We start from the raw sequence: 18542 nt of genomic DNA on the forward strand, positions 1-18542 counted from the left end.
CGGGAAGATCATCCAACTTGTTCTACCGGCAACTTATCCACCGATGTCCGGATACCGGCCAAGCCACCCCCGAGCGCTGATACCTCTTCGGGCATGAACAAGATCACCCGCCGTCAGGCCCTGGGGACAACCGCCGGTGCACTCACCGTCCTCGGCCTGACCGCAGCAGCAACGAGCGTCGCCACGAGCGCCGCCGCGACCCCCGCCGCGCCCACACCCCCGGGCACGGTCGACGAGGTCTACCAGGGCCGCCGCATCCAGATCACCAAGGGAGGCGGAGGCCACCACGGGGGCCACCACGCGCCCGACCAGCCCACCGTCCGAATAGACGGCAGAGAACTGCACATCATGCGCAACGCCGACGGCAGCTGGATCAGCGTCATCAACCACTACGAGACGTTCGCCGAGCCCAAGCTGCTCGCCCGCGCCGCCGTGCGCGACCTCCAGGGGGCGCCCCTCGTCCCCTTCGGCGGTGCGGCATGACCGTCCGCAAGAACCAGGCCACGCTGACCGCCGACGAGAAGCGCGCCTTCACCTCGGCCCTGCTGGAGCTCAAGCGCAACGGCAGCTACGACCGCTTCGTCACCACCCACAACGGCTTCATCATGAGCGACACCGACTCGGGCGACCGCGTCGGCCACCGCTCCCCCTCCTTCCTGCCGTGGCACCGCCGCTTCCTGCTGGAGTTCGAGGAGGCGCTGCAGAAAGTGGACGCGAGCGTCGCGCTCCCGTACTGGGACTGGACCGTCGACCGCACCACCCGCTCCTCCCTCTGGGCCCCCGACTTCCTCGGTGGCACCGGGCGGGCCCGTGACGGGCAGGTCATCGACGGCCCCTTCGCCTATGCGACGGGCCGGTGGAACGTAGACGTACGCGTGGACGGGCGCCCCTACCTGCGGCGCGCGCTCGGCGCGGGCGTCGCCCAGCTGCCGACCCGGGCCGAGGTGGACTCCGTACTGGCCATGCCGGTCTACGACATGGCTCCCTGGAACAGCTCCTCCAACGGCTTCCGCAACCACCTGGAGGGCTGGCGCGGCGCCAACCTGCACAACCGGGTGCACGTGTGGGTCGGCGGGCAGATGTCCACCGGGGTCTCCCCCAACGACCCGGTGTTCTGGATGCACCACGCCTTCATCGACAAGCTGTGGGCCGACTGGCAGGCCAAGCACCCGCAGTCCACGTACCTGCCGGCCGCGGGCACGACGAACGTGGTCGACCTGAACGACACCATGCGGCCGTGGAACAACGTGACTCCGGCGGACATGCTCGACCACCGGAAGTTCTACACCTTCGACACCGAACCGGCCGCCGCCAGCCAGCGGTAGTGCAGTTCGGGGCGACCGACCTGGCCGTACCGGGGAGTACGGTCCGCACGGCCGGTGTCCACCAGGTGCTCCAGGTAGCGGCGGGCGGTGATCCGGGAGATCCCGGCCGCCTCGGCCGCCCCCGCCGCGGTCAGCCCCTCGGCCGCCGCCCGCAGCAGGGCGGCGACCCGGTCCAGGGTCGGCGCGCTCAGCCCCTTGGGGAGCTCGGCCGGGCGGGGCGCGCGCAGGGCGGCCATCGCCCGATCGACGTCGTCCTGGCCGGCCGCCTCGCCCGCCGTCGCACGGAACTCGGCGTAGCGCAGCAGCCGTTCACGCAGCGTCGGGAACGCGAAGGGCTTCAGGACGTACTGGACCACGCCCAGTGAGACGCTCTCACGGACCACGGCCAGGTCCCGGGCGGAGGTCACCACGATCACGTCGACCGGATGCCCGGCGGCCCGCAGTCCGCGCGCGAACCGCAGGCCGTGCCCGTCGGGCAGGCCGAGGTCGAGCAGCAGCAGGTCGACCCGGGTGCGCTCCAGCGCCCGGGTGGCCTCGGCGAGCGAGTGGACGGCGCCGACGGCGGTGAAGCCGGGCACCCGGTCGACGTAGAGCGCGTGCGCGTCGGCGGCGACCTGGTCGTCCTCGACCACCAGCACGCGCACCTCGCCGCCGCTCACCGCGCGCCTCCCGCGGCCGCGCCCCGGTCCGCCGTCCGCTCGGGTGCCGTGGGCAGCCGTACGGTGAACTCCGCGCCGCCGCCCGGTCCCTGCGAGGCGGTCACCGCGCCGCCGTAGCGCTGTGCCACCTGGCGGACGAGGGCGAGGCCGAGGCCGCGGCCCTCCCCCTTGCCGGACCAGCCCCGGCGGAACACGTCCACCCCCTCGGGCAGCCCGGGCCCGTTGTCCGCGACCCGCAGGAGCAGCTCCTCGCGCTCGGGCCGCAGGGTGACCGCTATGCGGGCCCCCGGCACGGCCGCCACCGCGTCGACGGCGTTGTCGATGAGGTTGCCGAGCACCGTGACGAGGTCCCGGGCCGGCGGCAGTCCGCCCAGGTCTGCGAGGCTGCGGCTGTCGGCGGTGACGACGAGTTCGATGCCGCGCTCGTGCGCCTGGGCCGCCTTGCCCAGCAGCAGCGCGACGAGCACCGGCTCTCCGACGGCGGTGACCACCTCGTCGGTGAGGGCCTGGGCCAGTTCCAGCTCGGCGGTGGCGAATTCCACCGCCTCCTGCGCGCGGCCGAGTTCGATCAGCGAGACCACGGTGTGCAGCCGGTTGGCCGCCTCGTGGGCCTGGGAGCGCAGGGCCTGGGTGAAGCCCCGCTCGTGGTCCAGTTCCCCGGTCAGCGCCTGCAGTTCCGTGTGGTCGCGCAGGGTGACCACGGTGCCGCGGCGGCCGCCGCCGGCGACGGGCGAGCTGTTGACCACCAGCACCCGGTCCGCGGTGAGGTGCACCTCGTCCACCCGGGGCCGGTCGGCCAGCAGCACGCCGGTGAGGGGGGCGGGCAGCCCGAGATCGGCGGCCCCGGTGCCGGTGACATCGCCGCGCAGGCCCAGCAGCTCGCGTCCGGCGTCGTTCATCAGGGTGATCCGGCGCTGCCCGTCGAGCATGAGCAGCCCCTCGCGCACCCCGTGCAGGGCCGCCTGGTGGTAGTCGTACATCCGGCTGAGCTCGGCCGCGTTCATGCCATGAGTGTGGCGGCGCAGCCTCGCGTTGACGACGTACGTGCCCGCGCCACCCAGGGCGAGCGCGCCTCCCGCGACCCAGGCGAGGGCGGAGAGCTGCGCGCCGAGCCGGTCGCTGATGGCGCGGACGGTGATCCCCGCGCTGACCAGGCCGACGATCCGGCCGTCGTCCTCCAGCGGGGTGACCACGCGGATGGAGGGGCCCAGGGTGCCGGTGTAGGTCTCGCTGAAGGTCTCGCCGCGCAGGGCCCGTGCGGTGTTGCCCATGAAGGGCTCGCCGATCCGGCGGGGGTCGGGGTGGGTCCAGCGCCTGCCGTCCGGAGCCATGATCGTGACGAAGTCGACGCCGGAGTCCACGCGGACCTTCTGCGCGTAGGGCTGGAGCTCGGCCGAGGGGTCGCTCCCGCGCGCCGCTCCCCGTACCGCCTCCCGTACGGAGGGCGAGTCGGCGACCGCGCGGGCCACGGCCCCGGCCTGGCGCCGTGCGGCTTCCTCGGCCTGGCCCCGGGCGGTGGCGTAGGCGAAGACGGCGCAGCCCGCGACGACCACGGCGACGAGCAGTACCTGCATGGCGAAGAGCTGGCCGGCGAGGCTGCGCGGCGGACGAGGGAAGCGGAACATGGCGCTCAGTGTGCCCCGGGTCGTGAACTCAATGAACGCAAGGGTGACCGGGGTCACAGCCCTGGGTGATGGTCTCCCCGGACGACTTCACCACCAGGAGGCATCGTGGCCGCCAGACGCGACAGAACGCACTATCTCTACATCGCGGTGATCGCCGCGGTGCTGCTCGGCATCGCGGTCGGGTTCGCCGCACCCGGCGTGGCCGTCGAGCTCAAACCGCTCGGCACGGGCTTCGTGAACCTCATCAAGATGATGATCTCCCCCGTGATCTTCTGCACGATCGTGCTGGGCATCGGTTCCGTACGCAAGGCCGCCAAGGTGGGCGCCGTGGGCGGACTGGCCCTCGGCTACTTCATGGTCATGTCCACGGTGGCGCTGGCCATCGGTCTGCTGGTCGGCAACCTCCTGGAGCCGGGCAGCGGGCTGCACCTGACCGAGGCGGCGCGGAGCGCGGGTGAGGCGCAGGCCAAGGCCGGCGGGGCCGAGAGCACCCCCGAGTTCCTGCTGGGGATCATCCCGACCACACTCGTCTCCGCCTTCACCGGCGGGGAGGTGCTCCAGACGCTGCTGGTGGCACTGCTGTGCGGGTTCGCGCTCCAGGCCATGGGCACGGCGGGCGAGCCGGTGCTGCGGGGCATCGGGCACGTGCAGAAGCTGGTGTTCCGGGTCCTCGCGATGATCATGTGGGCGGCTCCGGTCGGGGCCTTCGGGGCGATCGCGGCGGTGGTCGGGGCGACCGGCATCGACGCGCTGAAGTCCCTCGCCGTCATCATGATCGGCTTCTACACGACCTGCCTGCTCTTCGTCTTCGTCGTGCTGGGCACGCTGCTGCGCGTGTGCACGGGGGTCAGCGTCTTCGCCCTGCTGCGCTATCTGGGCCGGGAGTTCCTGCTGATCCTCTCGACCTCCTCGTCGGAGTCGGCGCTGCCGCGGCTGATCGCGAAAATGGAGCACCTGGGGGTCTCGCGGCCGGTCACCGGCATCACGGTGCCGACCGGGTACTCCTTCAACCTGGACGGCACCGCGATCTACCTGACGATGTCCTCGCTGTTCGTCGCCGAGGCCATGGGGACGCCGCTGGCCCTGGGCGAGCAGATCTCCCTGCTGCTGTTCATGATCATCGCTTCGAAGGGCGCGGCCGGGGTGACCGGCGCGGGCCTGGCCACCCTCGCCGGCGGCCTGCAGTCGCACCGGCCGGAACTGGTCGACGGCGTCGGCCTGATCGTGGGCATCGACCGGTTCATGAGCGAGGCCCGGGCCCTGACCAACTTCGCCGGGAACGCGGTCGCGACGGTGCTCATCGGAACGTGGACGAAGGAGTTCGACCGCGGCCGGGCCGCGGAAGTCCTCGCGGGGCGGCTGCCGTTCGACGAGAAGACGCTGGTCGACGACGAATACCGGACGGAGCCGACCGAACCGGACACGACCGCCCCGGCCCCGGCCTCAACCCCGGCCTCGCCCGAGGCGCCGGTCCCGGCGCACAACCCCAAGGACGGCGTGCCGGTCTAGGTCGTGCCGTCAAGGTCCCGCCCGTCCGGCGGGGCCTGGCACCCGCTCAGCCGGTCCGCCCGCATGCGGGCCGGCCGGGCAGGGCTCGCCCCCACGGTGCCCAGCCCGGCCGGCCCGCCGCATTCTCCCCACTTGCACCCATAGTCGGTATTCGGCCACCGATAAACGAACCCCCGTGCTGTAAAAGGTACTTCCGTAACCGGCCGCGTGCATGACATCTTGCGTCCACCACTTGTTTCGTACGACCCGGCCTGACCACCGGGTCTTCGGAGGACGCATTGATACCCCACATATCCAGCCGACCTCGACGTGCCCTCGTGCTGGCTGCCACGCTCGGCGCGGCGCTCGCCCTCGGGGCTCCCGCCGCGCTCGCCGGCACCGCCCCCGTCGCTCCCTCCGGCTCGGCCGTCCCCGCCCCCGCGGCGGCGGCCCCCAAGGCCGCGGCCCCCGCTTCCCAGAGTGCGACCTGGGTCGCCGGCACCCGCGCCTACCTCGTGATCACCGCCCCCGGTGACACCACGGCGGTCCGCAACGCGGTCACCGCCAACGGCGGAACGGTGTTCCAGTACTACGACGCGATCGGCGTCATCACCGCCCACTCCGCGTCCGCCTCCTTCGCCGCCACCATGCGCGGCGTGAGCGGGGTCCAGCAGGTCGGCGCCACCCGCACCTCGGACGTGCCGGCGGACGCCTACAACCCGGCGCTGCCCGCCAACCCGGCCCAGTCCACGACCCCTTCGGGCGAGCCGGTCCGCGCCGACATGACCCAGATCAAGGCCGACCAGGCCTGGGCCGTCACCACGGGCTCCGCCTCCGTCAAGGTCGGCATCCTGGACACCGGTGTCGACGACCAGCACCAGGACCTGGCCCCGAACTTCAACGCCGCGGACTCCGCGTCCTGCGCGTACGGCAAGCCCGACACCCGTACGGGAGCCTGGCGCGACGTCGGCACCCACGGCACGCACGTGGCCGGTACGGTCGCCGCCGCCAAGAACGGCAAGGGCGTCATCGGCGTGGCCCCGGGCGTGAAGATCTCCTCGGTGCGCATCGCCGAGCCGAGCTCCTCGCTCTTCTTCGCCGAGAACACCATCTGCGGCTTCATGTGGGCCGGCGACCACGGCTTCAAGGTCACCAACAACAGCTACTACACGGACCCGTGGCAGTTCAACTGCCCCGACAACGCCGACCAGGCCGCGATCATCGAGGGCGTCAAGCGCGCCCAGGAGTACGCGGAGGGCAAGGGTTCGCTGCAGGTCGCGGCGGCCGGCAACTCCAACATCGACCTGGCCAACAAGACGACCGACACCGAGAGCCCCAACGACTCGACTCCGGTCACCCGCACCATCACCAACGCCTGCCTCGACATTCCGACCGAGCTCCCGGGCGTGGTCACCGTCTCGGCGATGGGCACCACCGCGAAGGCCTCGTACTCCAACTACGGTCTGAACGTCGTCGACGTCACGGCCCCCGGCGGAGACACCACCGGCATCTACAGCACCCTGCCGGGCGGCAAGTACGGCTCCATGAGCGGTACTTCGATGGCCTCGCCGCACGTCGCCGGTGTGGCGGCGCTGCTGGCCAGCACCAACCCGGGCATCACCCCGGCGCAGCTGCGCGACAGGCTGGCCACGCAGGCCAACGACGTCGCCTGCCCGTCGGACAGCCGCTGCAAGGGCACCACGGCGAAGAACGGCTTCTTCGGCGAGGGCCAGGTCGACGCCCTCAAGGCGGTCGGCAGCACTCCGCCTCCCGGCAAGTACTTCGAGAACACCGCGGACTTCGCCATCGGTGACAACACCACCGTGGAGAGCCCGATCACCGTCAGCGGCGTGACCGGCAACGCCCCGGCCACCCTCAAGGTCGGCGTGAACATCGTGCACACCTACATCGGTGACCTGAAAGTCGACCTGATCGCCCCGGACGGCACCGTCTACACGGTCCACAACCGCTCGGGCGGGAGCACCGACAACATCAACCAGGTCTACACCGTCAACGCCTCCTCCGAGGTCGCGGGCGGCACCTGGAAGCTCCGGGTCAACGACAACGCCGGCGGCGACATCGGCAAGATCGACTCCTGGAACACCACCTTCTGACGTCGCCTTCCGAGGGCGCGCACGGAGCACTCAGCGCTGGAGGACGTCGGCGAGCCAGTCGAAGACGACGTCGCAGTGCTGCTGAGGGGCCATCGGGGAGCAGTGCAACTGCGCCCCGGTGGCCTTCGTCAGTTTCACGTACTCGCGGCGGGTGCGCAGCAGGTCGTACATCTGCCGCGGCTGGCCGGGGTAGAACTGCTCGAAGTCGTAGTCCAGTACGAGCGTCGGGGCCTTGATCCTCCCGACCACCTTGGTGATGTCGAGGCCCATGGCCACCTGTGCCGGCGTCCAGAGGTCGGTGAGGACCTTGCCCTCGCGCGCCTGGCGCAGCGCCTGCCGGTCGAAGATCTCGAAACGCTTCTTGACGGTGAAGGCCGCCTGCGGGGTCAGCTCCGGGACGACCTCCTCGTTCCAGATCCGGTTGGTCTCCGCCTTGTCGGGCGTGACGATGTCGCGCAGCTCCTTGTCGAAGCCCAGCCAGGGGTTGAGGCATCCGGGCATGGCCGCGACCGCGGCGAGCCGGTGCTCGAAGGCGGCGGCGCGCGGGGCGAGGTTGCCGCCCATGCTGAGGCCGGTGATGGCGATGCGGCCGCCGTCCACGTCCTCGCGCCCCAGCAGCCAGTCGACGATCGGGCTGACCGCCGTCTCCCAGCGGGTGGTGAAGGGGATCTCTTCCACGAACAGCAACTGCCCTTGGCCCGGGCCGTCGTAGACGAGGGCGTTCCAGCCCCGGTCGAGGGCCGCGGACACGCCGTAGGTCCACATGTCGACGTTCTGCCCGTCACTGCCGTTGGTGAGGATGACGGTGGGGCGCCGCTCGGAGGGACCGTCCGGGCGGAAGAACCACAGCGGCAGACGGGTCTTGCCCCACGGGACGTGGGCGGTGACGGCGGCCGGTGTGCACAGTCGGGCGAAGGTGTCCCAGGCCGTGCGTCCCGCCCGGTAGACCGCCTCCTCGTCACCGGGCCGGTCGGTGCCGAGCACGTAGAACAGCGCCTGGGCGTAGTACTGGGCGGCGCGCAGCGAGCGGAAGCGGCGGGTCTGCGACGGTGTCCCGCCGCCGTCCCGGCCGGCGGCGGGGGGCGCGGCGAGCTTGTCGCCCCAGGACCGGAAGGTGTCGGTGTAGGTCTGCTCGGACAGTCCCGCCGCGTTGATGACGTTGACCGCGGTGAGCACCTCGCCGACCTCGGAGGCGCGCATGCCGGCGGCTCCGAGGGCGAGCAGTCCCGCGAAGTTGAAGCCGGGATCGGTGAAGAGCCGCATGGCTCCCGGCGCCGGTTCGGACGCCGTCGCGGACGGCGTGGGCACAGCCTCCGCGGTGCAGGCGGTGCTTCCGACGGCGAGCGCGCCGGCTCCCGCGGCCAGCCCGGTCAGGGCGGCGCGGCGGGTGAGGGCAGCGGGCTGGTGCGGTGTACTTGCGGTCATGGAGGGGACGCTACGGCGCGCCCCCGCGCGCCGGGGTGTGGCGCGCCCTCCCCTGCTCCGAACGGGCTTCCCGCGCGGGCGGCTTCAGGTGCTCCGCCGGGTGCGCAGGACGCAGTCGCCGCACAGGCCGCCGCCGGGGACGCGGTAGTAGAGGCAGCAGCTGCGCCGTACGAAGGCCACGCCGAGCCCCTCCTCGTGGATGAAGGTGCCGGTGCCCGCCAGGGGGCCGTCCTCGGCGAGCAGGGCGCGTGTGAGCGCGACGGCAGCGCCCCCGGGGATCCGGTCGATCAGCACCCGCAGCGCGCCGACCAGTCCGGACGCCGCGTTCCCCCGCAGGACCGTCGGGGAGACGCCGTACAGCCCCCGCAGACCGGTCTCCAGCAGGGCCAGGTTGCCCAGGACCGACTCCCCGAGGCCCTCGGCCGGTCGTGCGGCCGGCTCGGGCAGCCAGAGCTGGAGCGAGCCCTCGTCGGGCAGCCGCCACCACACCCGGTCGGCGGCCAGGTCCGGCACCCGCCCGGCCAGCGCCGCGCACCCCAGCCCGATCGACCAGAGCCGGGAGGCGATCCCGAACTGGGCGGTCGAGGCGGCCACCCTGCCGGGCCCGCTGCCGATCCGGCGGCCCACCTCGGCCACGTACGGCGCGAGGTGCCCGCCGTACAGCGCGGTGAGCGGACGGAAGCCCGGCCCGGGCGGCTCCTGCCCGTACGGCACGGTGAAGAAGGGGCCCACGGGGGCCAGTCGCCGCAGTACGTCGTCCATGCCCGGAATGATCTCAGTACGGCGCCCTGTGCAGGGACGTGCTCACGAGACCCGCGTTGCCGGTCAGGCGGGGTCGGGGGTCGCCCCTTCGAGGACCTCCACGTAGTGCGGGTTGCGCATGATCCCGAGCACGTTGCCGAAGGGGTCGGTGACGGCCGCGGTGACGAACCCGCCGTCGCCGTGGGCGGTCACGGGCTGGTACTCCTCGGCCCCCAGCTCCAGGAGCCGCCGCAGGACCTCCTGGAGGTCGTCGACGGCCCAGTAGGCCACGGCGCCGCCCGGCTCCTTGGCGGCGCCCGGCGGGGCGTAGCGCCGGTCGACGATGCCGATCTCGTGCTGGTAGTCGCCGATGCGGAACTCCGCGTACCCGGGCCGCTCGAAGTACGGCGCGATCCCGAGCACCTCGGTGTACCAGGCCTTCGCCGCCTCCAGGTCGTCGGCCCAGAAGTTGATCGTCGCAAATCCGCGCAGCATGAGCACCCTCCTCGACGTGATCCCGCCCCGACTCTACGGCGGCCCGGGCGGGCCCGGGCGGTTCCTCGGAAGGGCCGTCCGGCTCAGAGGCCGGCGAGGAAGTCCAGCAGGGCCCGGTTGAAGGCTTCGGGCCGTTCCACACCCGGCAGGTGGCCCGCACCCTCGATGACGGTCAGCACCGAGTGGGGCAGCAGCGCGTGCAGGGCCTGGGCCTCCGCGACCGGGGTGTAGACGTCGTCGGCGCCGACCAGGACCAGGCAGGGCTCGGCGGCTCCGGCGAGCAGCGGCCGGTAGTCGGGGCGCTCGGCCCGGCCGCGCTGGGCGGCGGCCGCGCCCTGCGGGTCGGTCGCGCACATCATGGCCGTGACCCGCGCGGCGGCCTCGGGCATGCCGGTCACGTTGTAGGGCGCCAGCATCTTGTCGATCACCTCCTCGGCATAGGGCCGCATGCCCTCCGCGATCAGTCGTTCGGCGGTCTCCCGGCGGAGTTTCGCCCCGGCTTCCGTCTCGGGCGCCGGGGAGGTGTCGGACAGCACCAGGGCACGTACCAGACCCGGGTGGCGCAGCCGCATCTCCATCGCGATCTGACCGCCCATGGACACACCACCGACGACCACGCGTTCGAGGCCCAGTCCGGCGAGGAGGGCGGCGAGATCGTCGGCGAGGTCGGCGAGCAGGGCCTTGCCCGGCAGCACCGGGCTGTCTCCGTATCCTCGCAGGTCAGGGGCGATCACGCGGTACCCGGCGGCCGTGAGGGCAGCCGTCTGGGGAGCCCACATGGTGCGGTTGAAGGGATGTCCGTGGATCAGGATCACGGGCGCTCCGAGGCGGGGACCCGAGTCGTCGAAAACCAGCGTCACACCATTGCCAAATTGGGGCTTCATGAGAGGACTTTAAGGGGCTACATTGAGCCACTCGCGTTCACCCGACAGCCGGTTGCCTTTCACTCGTGTTTTGCACGGGGGGCGACGTCATGGACGCAGACTGTGCAACCACCCCACCGCCCAGAAGGACCGAAGGCTCCGTGCCCGTACCCGTACACCTCGCGGGCCGCACCGTGCGGCTCGAGCCCCTCGCACCCCACCACACCGAGGCCCTGGCCGTGGCCGGTGCCGAGGATCGTACGACTTACGCCTTCACCCCCGTACCCCATGGGGTGCAGGCGTCACACGAGTACATCGACCGCGCCCTCGCCGATCAGGCTGCGGGTCGATCGCTCCCCTTCGCCATCGTCAGAGCCACTGACGGGCGCGTCGTCGGTTCGACCCGGTTCCTGGAACTCGACTACTGGCAGGGGCCACTGGTGTGGCCCGCCGTGCCCGGCGTCCCGTTCGGCGATCCGGCGACGGCGGTTCCCGATGCCGCCGAGATCGGCAATACCTGGCTGTCCCCGACCGCCCAGGGCACCGGCATCAACACCGAGGCGAAGCTGCTCATGCTCCGCCATGCCTTCGAGACCTGGGGTGTCCGGCGCATCTCGCTGCGCGCCGACGCGCGCAACGGCCGGTCGCGGGCCGCGATGGACCGTCTCGGCTTCACCTGCGAAGGGGTCCGCCGGGCCCATTCGCGGGGGCTGGACGGCGCCGTCCGCAGCACCGCCTTCTACTCGATCCTCGACGAGGAGTGGCCGGCCGTACGGTCGATCATCGAGCTGAGGCTGTCGGCGGGCACGCAGCGCAAGCGCCGCCGCAAGACCCTGGTCCCGGCCTGATCGGCAAGACACCCCTGCGCCGGACGGAAGAACGGAAAAGCGGTCCTGCACCACCCGTGTCCCGGCCCCCTCATCCGAGGAAGGCCGGGGCCAGGGCCGAGTCCATCAACCGGGCCGGGGCGCCGCTCCCGTCCGCCGGTACGGCGTACAGGTCGGCGCCGAAGTCCCCGGGCAGGGAGTAGACGACCGTCCCGCGGTCCGTCCACACCACCTGGTCGTCCACGCTGCGCTCCTCGGCGAGCGGGGTCTCGGCACCCGAGGCCAGGTCCAGGACGTGCAGCCGCCAGGGCGCCTCGGCCGGCAGGCCCGGCACCCGCTTCTTGAACACCACCCGGGTCCCGTCGGGCGACAGCGACGGGCACTCGACGTTATCGCGCAGGCTGGTCACCGTGCGCTCGGCCAGGTCGCCGCGGACCAGGTGGGTCCGGCCGCCGGTGGCCATGGTCGCGTAGAAGGTCCGCTCGTCGGCGGCGAAGGCCACACCCCAGAAGTTCACGTCGGCGCTGCGGTACGGCTTGCCGTCCTTGTGGATCGTGAAGTCCTCCAGCGAGGCGTCGAACCTGCCGGTGCGCAGGTCGAGCACCGAGGTCCGCGTCGAGAAGTTCGTACCGGCGTACGAATCCCCGCCGACGAAGACGGTCCAGGCGGCCAGGTGGCCGCCGGGTGACACCCGGGCACGCGTGGGGATCCCCGCCAGCGGACGGGCGGAGACCTCCTTGAGGCGGGCGTCGAGGACGACGGCCCGGTAGCCGTCCTGGACCCCGCTCCTGTCGGCCTGGAGGCAGATCCCCGTGCCGCCGGCCGCGTGGAAGCGCAGGCAGCTCACCCCGGACACGGTGCGGGCGCGCTCGGGCGCGTCGGCGGCGACGGTGGCGAGCGCGTCCCGGTGCGGGCCCCAGGCCATGTTCCGGAAGACGATCCGCCGGCCGCCGCCGTCCGGGACGAGGGAGACCTCGCCCCGGCCGGTCCGCGGGCCGTCGGCGCGCGCCCGGTCCTTCTCGTCCGCGGCGGAGGAGGCCCGCACGACGGCGATCAGGCCCACGGCCGTGAGCACGGCGAGGGCGGCGGCGAAGAGCAGGATCCGGCGCTGCAGGGTCATGGACCGACTCCGGGCGGGGTGGGCGTTCCGGGCGGGGCGGGGCGGGGCGGGGCGGGGCGGGGCGGGGCGGGGCGGGGCGGGGGCACCCTACCCAGCGGCCTGTGCGGATACCAGGCACGCGCGGCCACCGGATCGGGAACTCGCGGCACCCGGCCCGGCAATCGGGCAATGCGCTGGCCTAGGGCACCCCAAGAAAAGGAAAAATGCGGAACCCTGACGTACTTACGTTCATCTTCCGAACGGAAGAACCGAGTCGTCGGACCACCCCGCCCCCCTGGGGGCAGCACCAGCCGGAGAGCCACCGCACATGTCGTACGCACCCGAGGGGCAGCAGCACCAGCCGTACGGGCCGGGAGGGCAGGGCCCGCGGCCGCCCCACGGCGATCAGTACGGCCGTCCGTACGGGCAGCCGCACGGACAGTCCCCGCGCCAAGAGCAGTACGGAGAACCGTACGGGGAGCAGTACGCCCGGCAGGACCGGCACGGCGGGCCGTACGGGCAGCAGCCGCAGGGTCCCTGGGAGCAGGAGCAGCCCGAGCCCCCGCGCCGCCGGGGCAGGCGCTGGCTGATCGCCGGCGTCACCGTGCTCGCGCTCGCCGGCATAGCCGCCGGCGTCATGAACCACTACGAGATACCCCCGTTCACCGACAAGGGCTCCGCGGTCTCCTTCGGGCAGCAGCCCGGCGGCAAGGGCTCCGGGCAGGGCGGCGCGGGGGCCCAGCAGCCGGCGAACTCCAAGATGCTGATGCCGACCGGGCCGACCGCCGACTTCAAGAACTCGATGACCCTGGCCGACGGCACGCACGTGGCCGTGACCACCCTGGACGGCAAGAAGTCCGGCTTCAAGGGCAAGGTCTGGGTCTGGGCGCCCAAGGAGTACAACGACCCGAAGTTCGCCAAGAGCGGCTTTCCGGTCATGATCGCCCTGCCGGGCGGCGCCGGCTACCCGAACAATTACTGGATGGGCACGGACCTCGGCCTCCAGACCAGCATCAGCAAGTGGTACGCGGAGGGGAAGAGCAAGCCCTTCCTGCTGGCCATGCCGGTGCTCAACCCCGGCCCGGACGACAAGGGCGTCTACTGGGACGGCTCCGACATCCCCGGCCAGCCGAAGATGGGCACCTGGCTGACCGAGGACGTCCCGGACCTGATGAAGGCGAACTTCCGCACCGTGAAGTCCCGTGACGGCTGGGCCTTCATGGGCTCCTCCACCGGCGGTTTCGCGGGCATGAAGGCCGTGCTCAAGCACCCGGACAAGTTCAAGGCCGTGATCGCCTCCGGCCCGGACATCGTCCCGGACTCCTCCCTGTGGAAGGGCCACGACAAGGAGAAGGCCGAGAACAACCCGGAGCTGCTGGCCAAGCAGCTCATCGACACCAAGGGTCCGGACGTCTACATCGCCTTCCAGGTCGGCGACAACGAAAGCAACAAGAAGACCCTGCCGGACGTGCAGAAGTTCGTCGCCGCCTTCGGCAACAAGGGGCCCGTTCACACCAGCCTGCGGGTGATACCGGGCGGCCAGCACAACGCCAAGACCTACGTCCCGAACATGGGCGAGGGCCCGATCCAGTACATCAGCAAGGTCATGGAAGGACCGGTCGAATAGCCACCGGCACCTCCGTCCGATCGCGCTCCGGCCCGCCGAACACCTTCGGCGGGCCGTCGCCGTTCCAGGGCGCCCAGCCCGGGTCGCCCGTCGTCGCGAACCGCACCCACGCCGTGTGCATCTCGTCGGCCAGTGCCTGCGGCGCCTCGTTCCCGGCCAGCCACGCGGCCTCGGGCACGGACAGCGTGTCGAACACGAAGCCCAGCTCCAGGGCGTGGCAGGCGCCGAGGCCCGGGACGCCCGAGCACCAGGCGAACTCGTACAGGTAGCTCGGCGCGGCCCGGCGGGCCCCCGCGAGCCTGCGCAGCGGATCGCGCAGCAGCCGGTCGGTGAGCAGCTGCCCGGCGAGCTCGGCCGGCCCGGCCCCCGGCAGGACCGTGCGCAGCGCCCGTACGGCATCGCGGTCCTTGCCGGCACGGGCGCGGGCCAGCGCCACGGCGAGCGGCCCCAGCCGGTCCAGCAGCCGCATCCCGCCGGTCGGGACGAGCCAGAGCCGGTACTCCTCGGTGGTCCATCCGAACAGCAGCGGCACCGCGCCGGAGGCGGCGTCCGCGTCGGCGGTCAGGGCGTCGAGGGGGTCGACGGGGAGCGTGTCCGGGTCGACGACCAGGCCGAAGGCGGGGCCGCCGAGGAGGGGGCCCGATCTGCGCAGGACGGCGGCCTGGGCGGCCATGAGGTCGGGCAGGGAGGCGGCGGTGAAGGCCCCGGCGGTGGCGTCCACCTTCAGCAGCGAGGCCATCCGACGGACCATGGCGCGCACCCTCGGGCGCGGCAGGGCCTCGGGGGCTCCGCTCTGCAGGACCGCCCGGTGGAAGAGGCCGGCAGCGCGCGGTGCTGCCAGGAGGGCGCCGATGCTGATGGCTCCGGCTGATTCGCCGAAGACGGTGACGCGGGCCGGGTCCCCGCCGAAGGCCTCGATGTTGTCGCGGACCCATTCGAGGGCGGCGATCTGGTCCAGCAGGCCCCGGTTGGCGGGTGCGTCGGGGAAGAGCCCGTACCCGAGGACGCCGAGGCGGAAGTTGAAGGACACCAGCACGATGCCGTCGCGGGCGAAGGCCGTGCCGTCGTAGACGGGCACGGCAGCGGAGCCCCGGGTGTGCGCCCCGCCGTGGATCCACACCATGACCGGCAGCCCGGCCCCGGGGGCCGGGTCGGGGGTCCACACGTTCACGTTGAGGCAGTCGTCGCCGGGGATCTCCGGGTCGGTCAGCAGGGCCGCGAAGGTGGCCGGGTAGGGCACTTTCGGTGCGGTCGGGCCGAAGGCCGCGGCCTCGCGTACGCCGTCCCAGGCGGCCGGGGGCGCGGGTGGCGCGAAGCGGAGGGCGCCGACGGGCGGGGCCGCGTACGGGATGCCCCGGAAGACCGCGATCCCATCGGTCCCGGTACGGCCCTCGACCAGGCCGGCCCCGGTCCTGACCCGCGGCCGGCCGACGCCGGCGGCGACGCCCTCTGTGCTCATCCATCCTCCTGCAGCTGGTGCCGGTCCCGCACGGTCGCACAGCCGTCCAACAGGTGACAAGGCGTGACCGGGCCGGGGACCGGCCCGGTTGGACGGGCATGCGAATCCTGCGTATCCCCCACACTGTGCCCGCCCTGCTGTTGGCGGGCATCTCGTGCGTCACCGGTCCGGCCCACGCCGCGGGCCCGGATTTCCAGTACGTGGGCCGGGACGACCGGGTCCACGGGCTCACCGCGCCGCGTGGCTGCGTGGCGGCGGAGGGCGGCGGCGGGCGCGCGGTCACCAACACGACCCGCGGCTCGGCGACCCTCTACCAGGGCCCACGCTGCTCGGGCCGGGTCGTCGGCGCGCTGCGGCCCGGGGAGGTGGCTCAGGTGCGGCCGTACTTCGCCTCCGTCGCCTTTCCCGTCACCGGGTAGGCGTAGGGGCCGTGACCCCGCGGCCGTCCCCGCGTTGTATGCCATGTCAAATGCCACGGATTCTGTGGCGCCTTACATCTCACGAGGAGATCTTGATGTCGCGTATCGCGAAGGCATTCGCCATCACCGCTGTCACCGGTAGCGCCGTGGTCGCCGGTGCGGGCCTGGCTGTCGCCGATGCCGGAGCGCACGGTGCGGCGGTCGGCTCCCCCGGTGTCCTGTCGGGCAACCTGCTCCAGGTTCCGGTGCACGTCCCGGTCAACGTCTGCGGCAACACGGTGAACGTGATCGCCCTCCTGAACCCCGCGTTCGGCAACACCTGCGTCAACGCGTCGGGCGGCGGCGCCGACCACCACACCGAGGACGAGGGCTACGGCCACTGATCGCCGGCTCGACCGAAGGGCCCCCGCCGCTCGGCGGGGGCCCTTCCCCTGTGCCCCCTGCCCGCTGGGGGCCCGCAGTGCCCTGTGCCCGTGCCCCCGCTCGCTCCCGGGACCGCCGGGTCACTCGTAGCGGTACAGGCCCCGGTGGCCGAGGGCCTCGCGCGGCGTGACGTTCCACGGCGGCATCGGCTCGTCGAGGGCGATCACCCGGCCGCGCTGGAGGTCGCCCTTCGCCAGTGGGGCGGCGGGCAGGTAACCGGAGCGGGGGTGCTGCCGCTGCCAGCGGTCCCAGATCAGGTCCACGAAGGCGTGGTGCAGCCAGAACGCCGGGTCGTTGGGCGCCGTACCGCCGGTCATGTGACCGCCGATCCACTGGTGGACCTTGTTGTGGTTGCGCCAGCGCTCGCTCTTTGGGGCGGCCCAGCCCTCCAGCTTGTTGCGGAAGCCGCCGGCCGTGGCCGTGGAGTCCCAGGGCGAGACGTCGTAGACCGGGTCGTCGATCGCCCACTGGAGTTCGGCCGGGGTCGGCAGGGTGATCGGGTTCTGCGGCCTGCCCAGGTTGCGGGTGAGGAACGCGGACTCCGTGATGCCCACGGTGACCGTCCAGTTGCCCTTGTCGTAGGCGAACGGCCCGGTCATCACCTTGCGGTCGGTCGCGCGGCCGGTTCCGCCGAGGAAGTCGTCCGCCCAGAGCGAGGACACCGGGCTGGTGTCGGTGGTCCAGTCCCAGTACGGGACGGACACGCCCGGGTCGATCTGCTGCAACTGCTTCTCGAACTCCAGGAGATAGAGCCGGTGCCACGGGAAGAAGGAGGGGGACATGTGCCCGACGCGCAGCTTGCGGTCGCGGTCGGGCACGAAGTACTTGTCGTGGGTGCGCACCAGGGCGTCGTAGGCGCCGCTGCGCTTGAGCTCCAGCACCGCCGCGGTGAACCGCTTCTTCTGGGCGCTGGTGAGGTTCTTCTGGTTCTGCCGGACGTGCAAAGCGGAGGTCCTCCCGTTCCCGTGGGTCTGTCAGCCGTGGTGCGGCGCCGCGAACGCCAGCTGGGTCGTGCCCAGTTCGTCGACAGCGGCACGGGCCAGTTCCAGTGGGGTCGGATAGGACTGGAAGTGGTTGATCCCGCTCAGGTAGCTGCCGTCGGCGCGGCGCATGACGTGCAGGGGGCGGCCGTCGATGCGGACCCCGGCGACGTCGACGGCGATGTGCCGGCCGCGGTACGTCTCCTCGGTGAGCGGCGCGGGGGTGAGGGTCTGCCGGGGCCGGCGGGCGCGCAGTACGGGGGCCAGGACCGCGCCCGTACCGGCGAGCACGGCCGCGGTGAACGCCGTGCGCAGGAGGGCGCGTCGGGTCAGAGGTGCGGCGTCGGTTGCTGCGGACATACGGTCTCCCTCGCTCGGTGGCCGGCGGCTACGGGTCTAACGCCGCGCGGCGGGCGAGGTCACCCGTGGGCGCCGCGCAGCTGCTTGTAGAAGAGGGTGGTCGGGTGCAGCCGGCCCGCCGGGTCGGTGGCGTAGTCGGGAATGGTGCCGGCCTCCGTCCAGCCCGCGGAGCGGTAGACGTGTTCGGCGCCGCTGCCGGTCTCGGTGTCCAGGAACAGCAGCAGCACCCCGGCGCGGGAGGCCTCGGTCTCGGCGTGCGCGAGGAGGGCGCGGGCGGTGCCGCGGCCCCGGGCGGCCGGGTGGACCATGAGCTTGCGCAGCTCGGCGCGGTGGCGGCCGTTGGGCTTGGACTCCCGGTACCAGCTGACGGTGCCGTCGATGGGGCCGTCGGCGCCGCTGCGGGAGACCCACAGGGCCAGGGATCCGTCCTCGACAGCGGGCAGCAGGGAGTCCCACCAGGCGGCGGCGGTCGCGTGGTCGAGGCCCGCGAGGAAGCCGAGCGAGGAGCCGTCGCGGACCACGGCGTGCAGGAGGGCTGCGAGTTCGTCGCGGTGGGTGCGCAGTCCGGCGGCGGACAGAGCGGTGATCACAGCGGTCATGGGGCGAGCATAGG

General features: G+C 72.4%; 19 protein-coding genes. 8 read left to right on the forward strand and 11 right to left on the reverse strand.

Annotated elements, in window-relative coordinates; all coding sequences use genetic code 11:
• The first annotated feature begins 93 nt into the window (after window positions 1–93).
• Both melC1 and melC2 read left to right on the forward strand, forming a co-directional pair.
• Window positions 94–483: an apotyrosinase chaperone MelC1 gene (melC1, locus tag ACZ3X1_RS01960; RefSeq protein ID WP_356813750.1), complete on the forward strand. Its 390-nt coding sequence runs from the start codon at window positions 94–96 to the stop codon at window positions 481–483.
• Window positions 480–1325, forward strand: coding sequence for a tyrosinase MelC2 (gene melC2 / locus ACZ3X1_RS01965; RefSeq protein ID WP_467275652.1), 846 nt, complete (start codon window positions 480–482; stop codon window positions 1323–1325). The genes melC1 and melC2 overlap by 4 nt, the downstream gene beginning before the upstream one ends.
• Here melC2 and ACZ3X1_RS01970 read toward each other — a convergent pair.
• The gene (locus ACZ3X1_RS01970) at window positions 1283–1984 is read right to left on the reverse strand and encodes a response regulator (protein WP_356813752.1); all 702 of its coding nucleotides are present in this window, start codon (window positions 1982–1984) and stop codon (window positions 1283–1285) included. The genes melC2 and ACZ3X1_RS01970 overlap by 43 nt on opposite strands.
• Window positions 1981–3609: a sensor histidine kinase gene (locus ACZ3X1_RS01975; RefSeq protein ID WP_467275654.1), complete on the reverse strand. Its 1629-nt coding sequence runs from the start codon at window positions 3607–3609 to the stop codon at window positions 1981–1983. The genes ACZ3X1_RS01970 and ACZ3X1_RS01975 overlap by 4 nt, the downstream gene beginning before the upstream one ends.
• Window positions 3610–3714: 105 nt before the next feature.
• On the opposite strand from ACZ3X1_RS01975, the gene ACZ3X1_RS01980 reads away from it, so the two are divergent.
• Together ACZ3X1_RS01980 and ACZ3X1_RS01985 are read left to right on the forward strand one after the other, a co-directional pair.
• The gene (locus ACZ3X1_RS01980) at window positions 3715–5118 is read left to right on the forward strand and encodes a cation:dicarboxylate symporter family transporter (protein ID WP_356813754.1); all 1404 of its coding nucleotides are present in this window, start codon (window positions 3715–3717) and stop codon (window positions 5116–5118) included.
• A gap of 317 nt (window positions 5119–5435) precedes the next feature.
• Entirely contained in the window at window positions 5436–7211 is a 1776-nt protein-coding gene (locus ACZ3X1_RS01985; protein ID WP_467275655.1) for a S8 family peptidase, read from the forward strand.
• Between the two features lie 30 nt (window positions 7212–7241).
• Here ACZ3X1_RS01985 and ACZ3X1_RS01990 read toward each other — a convergent pair whose 3' ends face one another.
• The 4 genes from ACZ3X1_RS01990 to ACZ3X1_RS02005 all read right to left on the reverse strand — a co-directional run bounded on the left by ACZ3X1_RS01990 (window position 7242) and on the right by ACZ3X1_RS02005 (window position 10756).
• Window positions 7242–8636 (reverse strand): alpha/beta hydrolase family protein, encoded by a 1395-nt coding sequence (locus ACZ3X1_RS01990; protein WP_467275657.1) that lies wholly within the window; start codon window positions 8634–8636, stop codon window positions 7242–7244.
• A gap of 84 nt (window positions 8637–8720) precedes the next feature.
• Window positions 8721–9398 carry a (2Fe-2S)-binding protein gene (locus ACZ3X1_RS01995; protein ID WP_467275659.1) on the reverse strand — a complete coding sequence of 226 codons (678 nt, stop codon included), beginning with the start codon at window positions 9396–9398 and terminating at the stop codon, window positions 8721–8723.
• Between the two features lie 63 nt (window positions 9399–9461).
• Complete coding sequence (locus ACZ3X1_RS02000; RefSeq protein ID WP_356813759.1) at window positions 9462–9872, reverse strand: VOC family protein; 411 nt, start codon at window positions 9870–9872, stop codon at window positions 9462–9464.
• Window positions 9873–9955: 83 nt separating this feature from the next.
• On the reverse strand, window positions 9956–10756 hold the full coding sequence (locus ACZ3X1_RS02005; RefSeq protein ID WP_467275661.1) for an alpha/beta fold hydrolase: 801 nt from the start codon (window positions 10754–10756) through the stop codon (window positions 9956–9958).
• A 140-nt stretch (window positions 10757–10896) separates the two neighbouring features.
• Between ACZ3X1_RS02005 and ACZ3X1_RS02010 the strand changes: the two genes are divergently transcribed.
• A complete protein-coding gene (locus ACZ3X1_RS02010) occupies window positions 10897–11583 on the forward strand; it encodes a GNAT family N-acetyltransferase (protein ID WP_467275663.1) in 687 nt (228 codons plus the stop codon).
• A gap of 70 nt (window positions 11584–11653) precedes the next feature.
• Here the strand turns inward: ACZ3X1_RS02010 and ACZ3X1_RS02015 are convergent, their stop codons facing one another.
• A complete protein-coding gene (locus tag ACZ3X1_RS02015) occupies window positions 11654–12682 on the reverse strand; it encodes a TolB family protein (protein WP_467275665.1) in 1029 nt (342 codons plus the stop codon).
• A gap of 307 nt (window positions 12683–12989) precedes the next feature.
• Between ACZ3X1_RS02015 and ACZ3X1_RS02020 the strand changes: the two genes are divergently transcribed.
• Window positions 12990–14288, forward strand: coding sequence for an alpha/beta hydrolase (locus ACZ3X1_RS02020; RefSeq protein WP_467275667.1), 1299 nt, complete (start codon window positions 12990–12992; stop codon window positions 14286–14288).
• On the opposite strand, the gene ACZ3X1_RS02025 is transcribed toward ACZ3X1_RS02020, so the two are convergent.
• Window positions 14266–15747, reverse strand: coding sequence for a carboxylesterase/lipase family protein (locus tag ACZ3X1_RS02025; protein ID WP_362631509.1), 1482 nt, complete (start codon window positions 15745–15747; stop codon window positions 14266–14268). The two genes, ACZ3X1_RS02020 and ACZ3X1_RS02025, sit on opposite strands and share 23 nt — an antisense overlap.
• Before the next feature lie 98 nt (window positions 15748–15845).
• On the opposite strand from ACZ3X1_RS02025, the gene ACZ3X1_RS02030 reads away from it, so the two are divergent.
• Window positions 15846–16166, forward strand: coding sequence for a hypothetical protein (locus tag ACZ3X1_RS02030; protein ID WP_356813766.1), 321 nt, complete (start codon window positions 15846–15848; stop codon window positions 16164–16166).
• Between the two features lie 95 nt (window positions 16167–16261).
• Window positions 16262–16549 carry a chaplin gene (locus tag ACZ3X1_RS02035; RefSeq protein ID WP_362631505.1) on the forward strand — a complete coding sequence of 96 codons (288 nt, stop codon included), beginning with the start codon at window positions 16262–16264 and terminating at the stop codon, window positions 16547–16549.
• A gap of 120 nt (window positions 16550–16669) precedes the next feature.
• On the opposite strand, the gene ACZ3X1_RS02040 is transcribed toward ACZ3X1_RS02035, so the two are convergent.
• From ACZ3X1_RS02040 to ACZ3X1_RS02050, 3 genes are read right to left on the reverse strand one after another with little or no spacing between them, the layout of a single operon-like run.
• Complete coding sequence (locus tag ACZ3X1_RS02040) at window positions 16670–17533, reverse strand: tyrosinase family protein (RefSeq protein ID WP_356813768.1); 864 nt, start codon at window positions 17531–17533, stop codon at window positions 16670–16672.
• Window positions 17534–17563: 30 nt separating this feature from the next.
• Window positions 17564–17929: a tyrosinase family oxidase copper chaperone gene (locus ACZ3X1_RS02045; RefSeq protein ID WP_356813769.1), complete on the reverse strand. Its 366-nt coding sequence runs from the start codon at window positions 17927–17929 to the stop codon at window positions 17564–17566.
• 59 nt (window positions 17930–17988) lie between these two features.
• Complete coding sequence (locus ACZ3X1_RS02050) at window positions 17989–18528, reverse strand: GNAT family N-acetyltransferase (RefSeq protein ID WP_356813770.1); 540 nt, start codon at window positions 18526–18528, stop codon at window positions 17989–17991.
• Window positions 18529–18542: the final 14 nt, after the last annotated feature.

It is taken from the genome of Streptomyces sp. NPDC023541 (assembly GCF_055559995.1).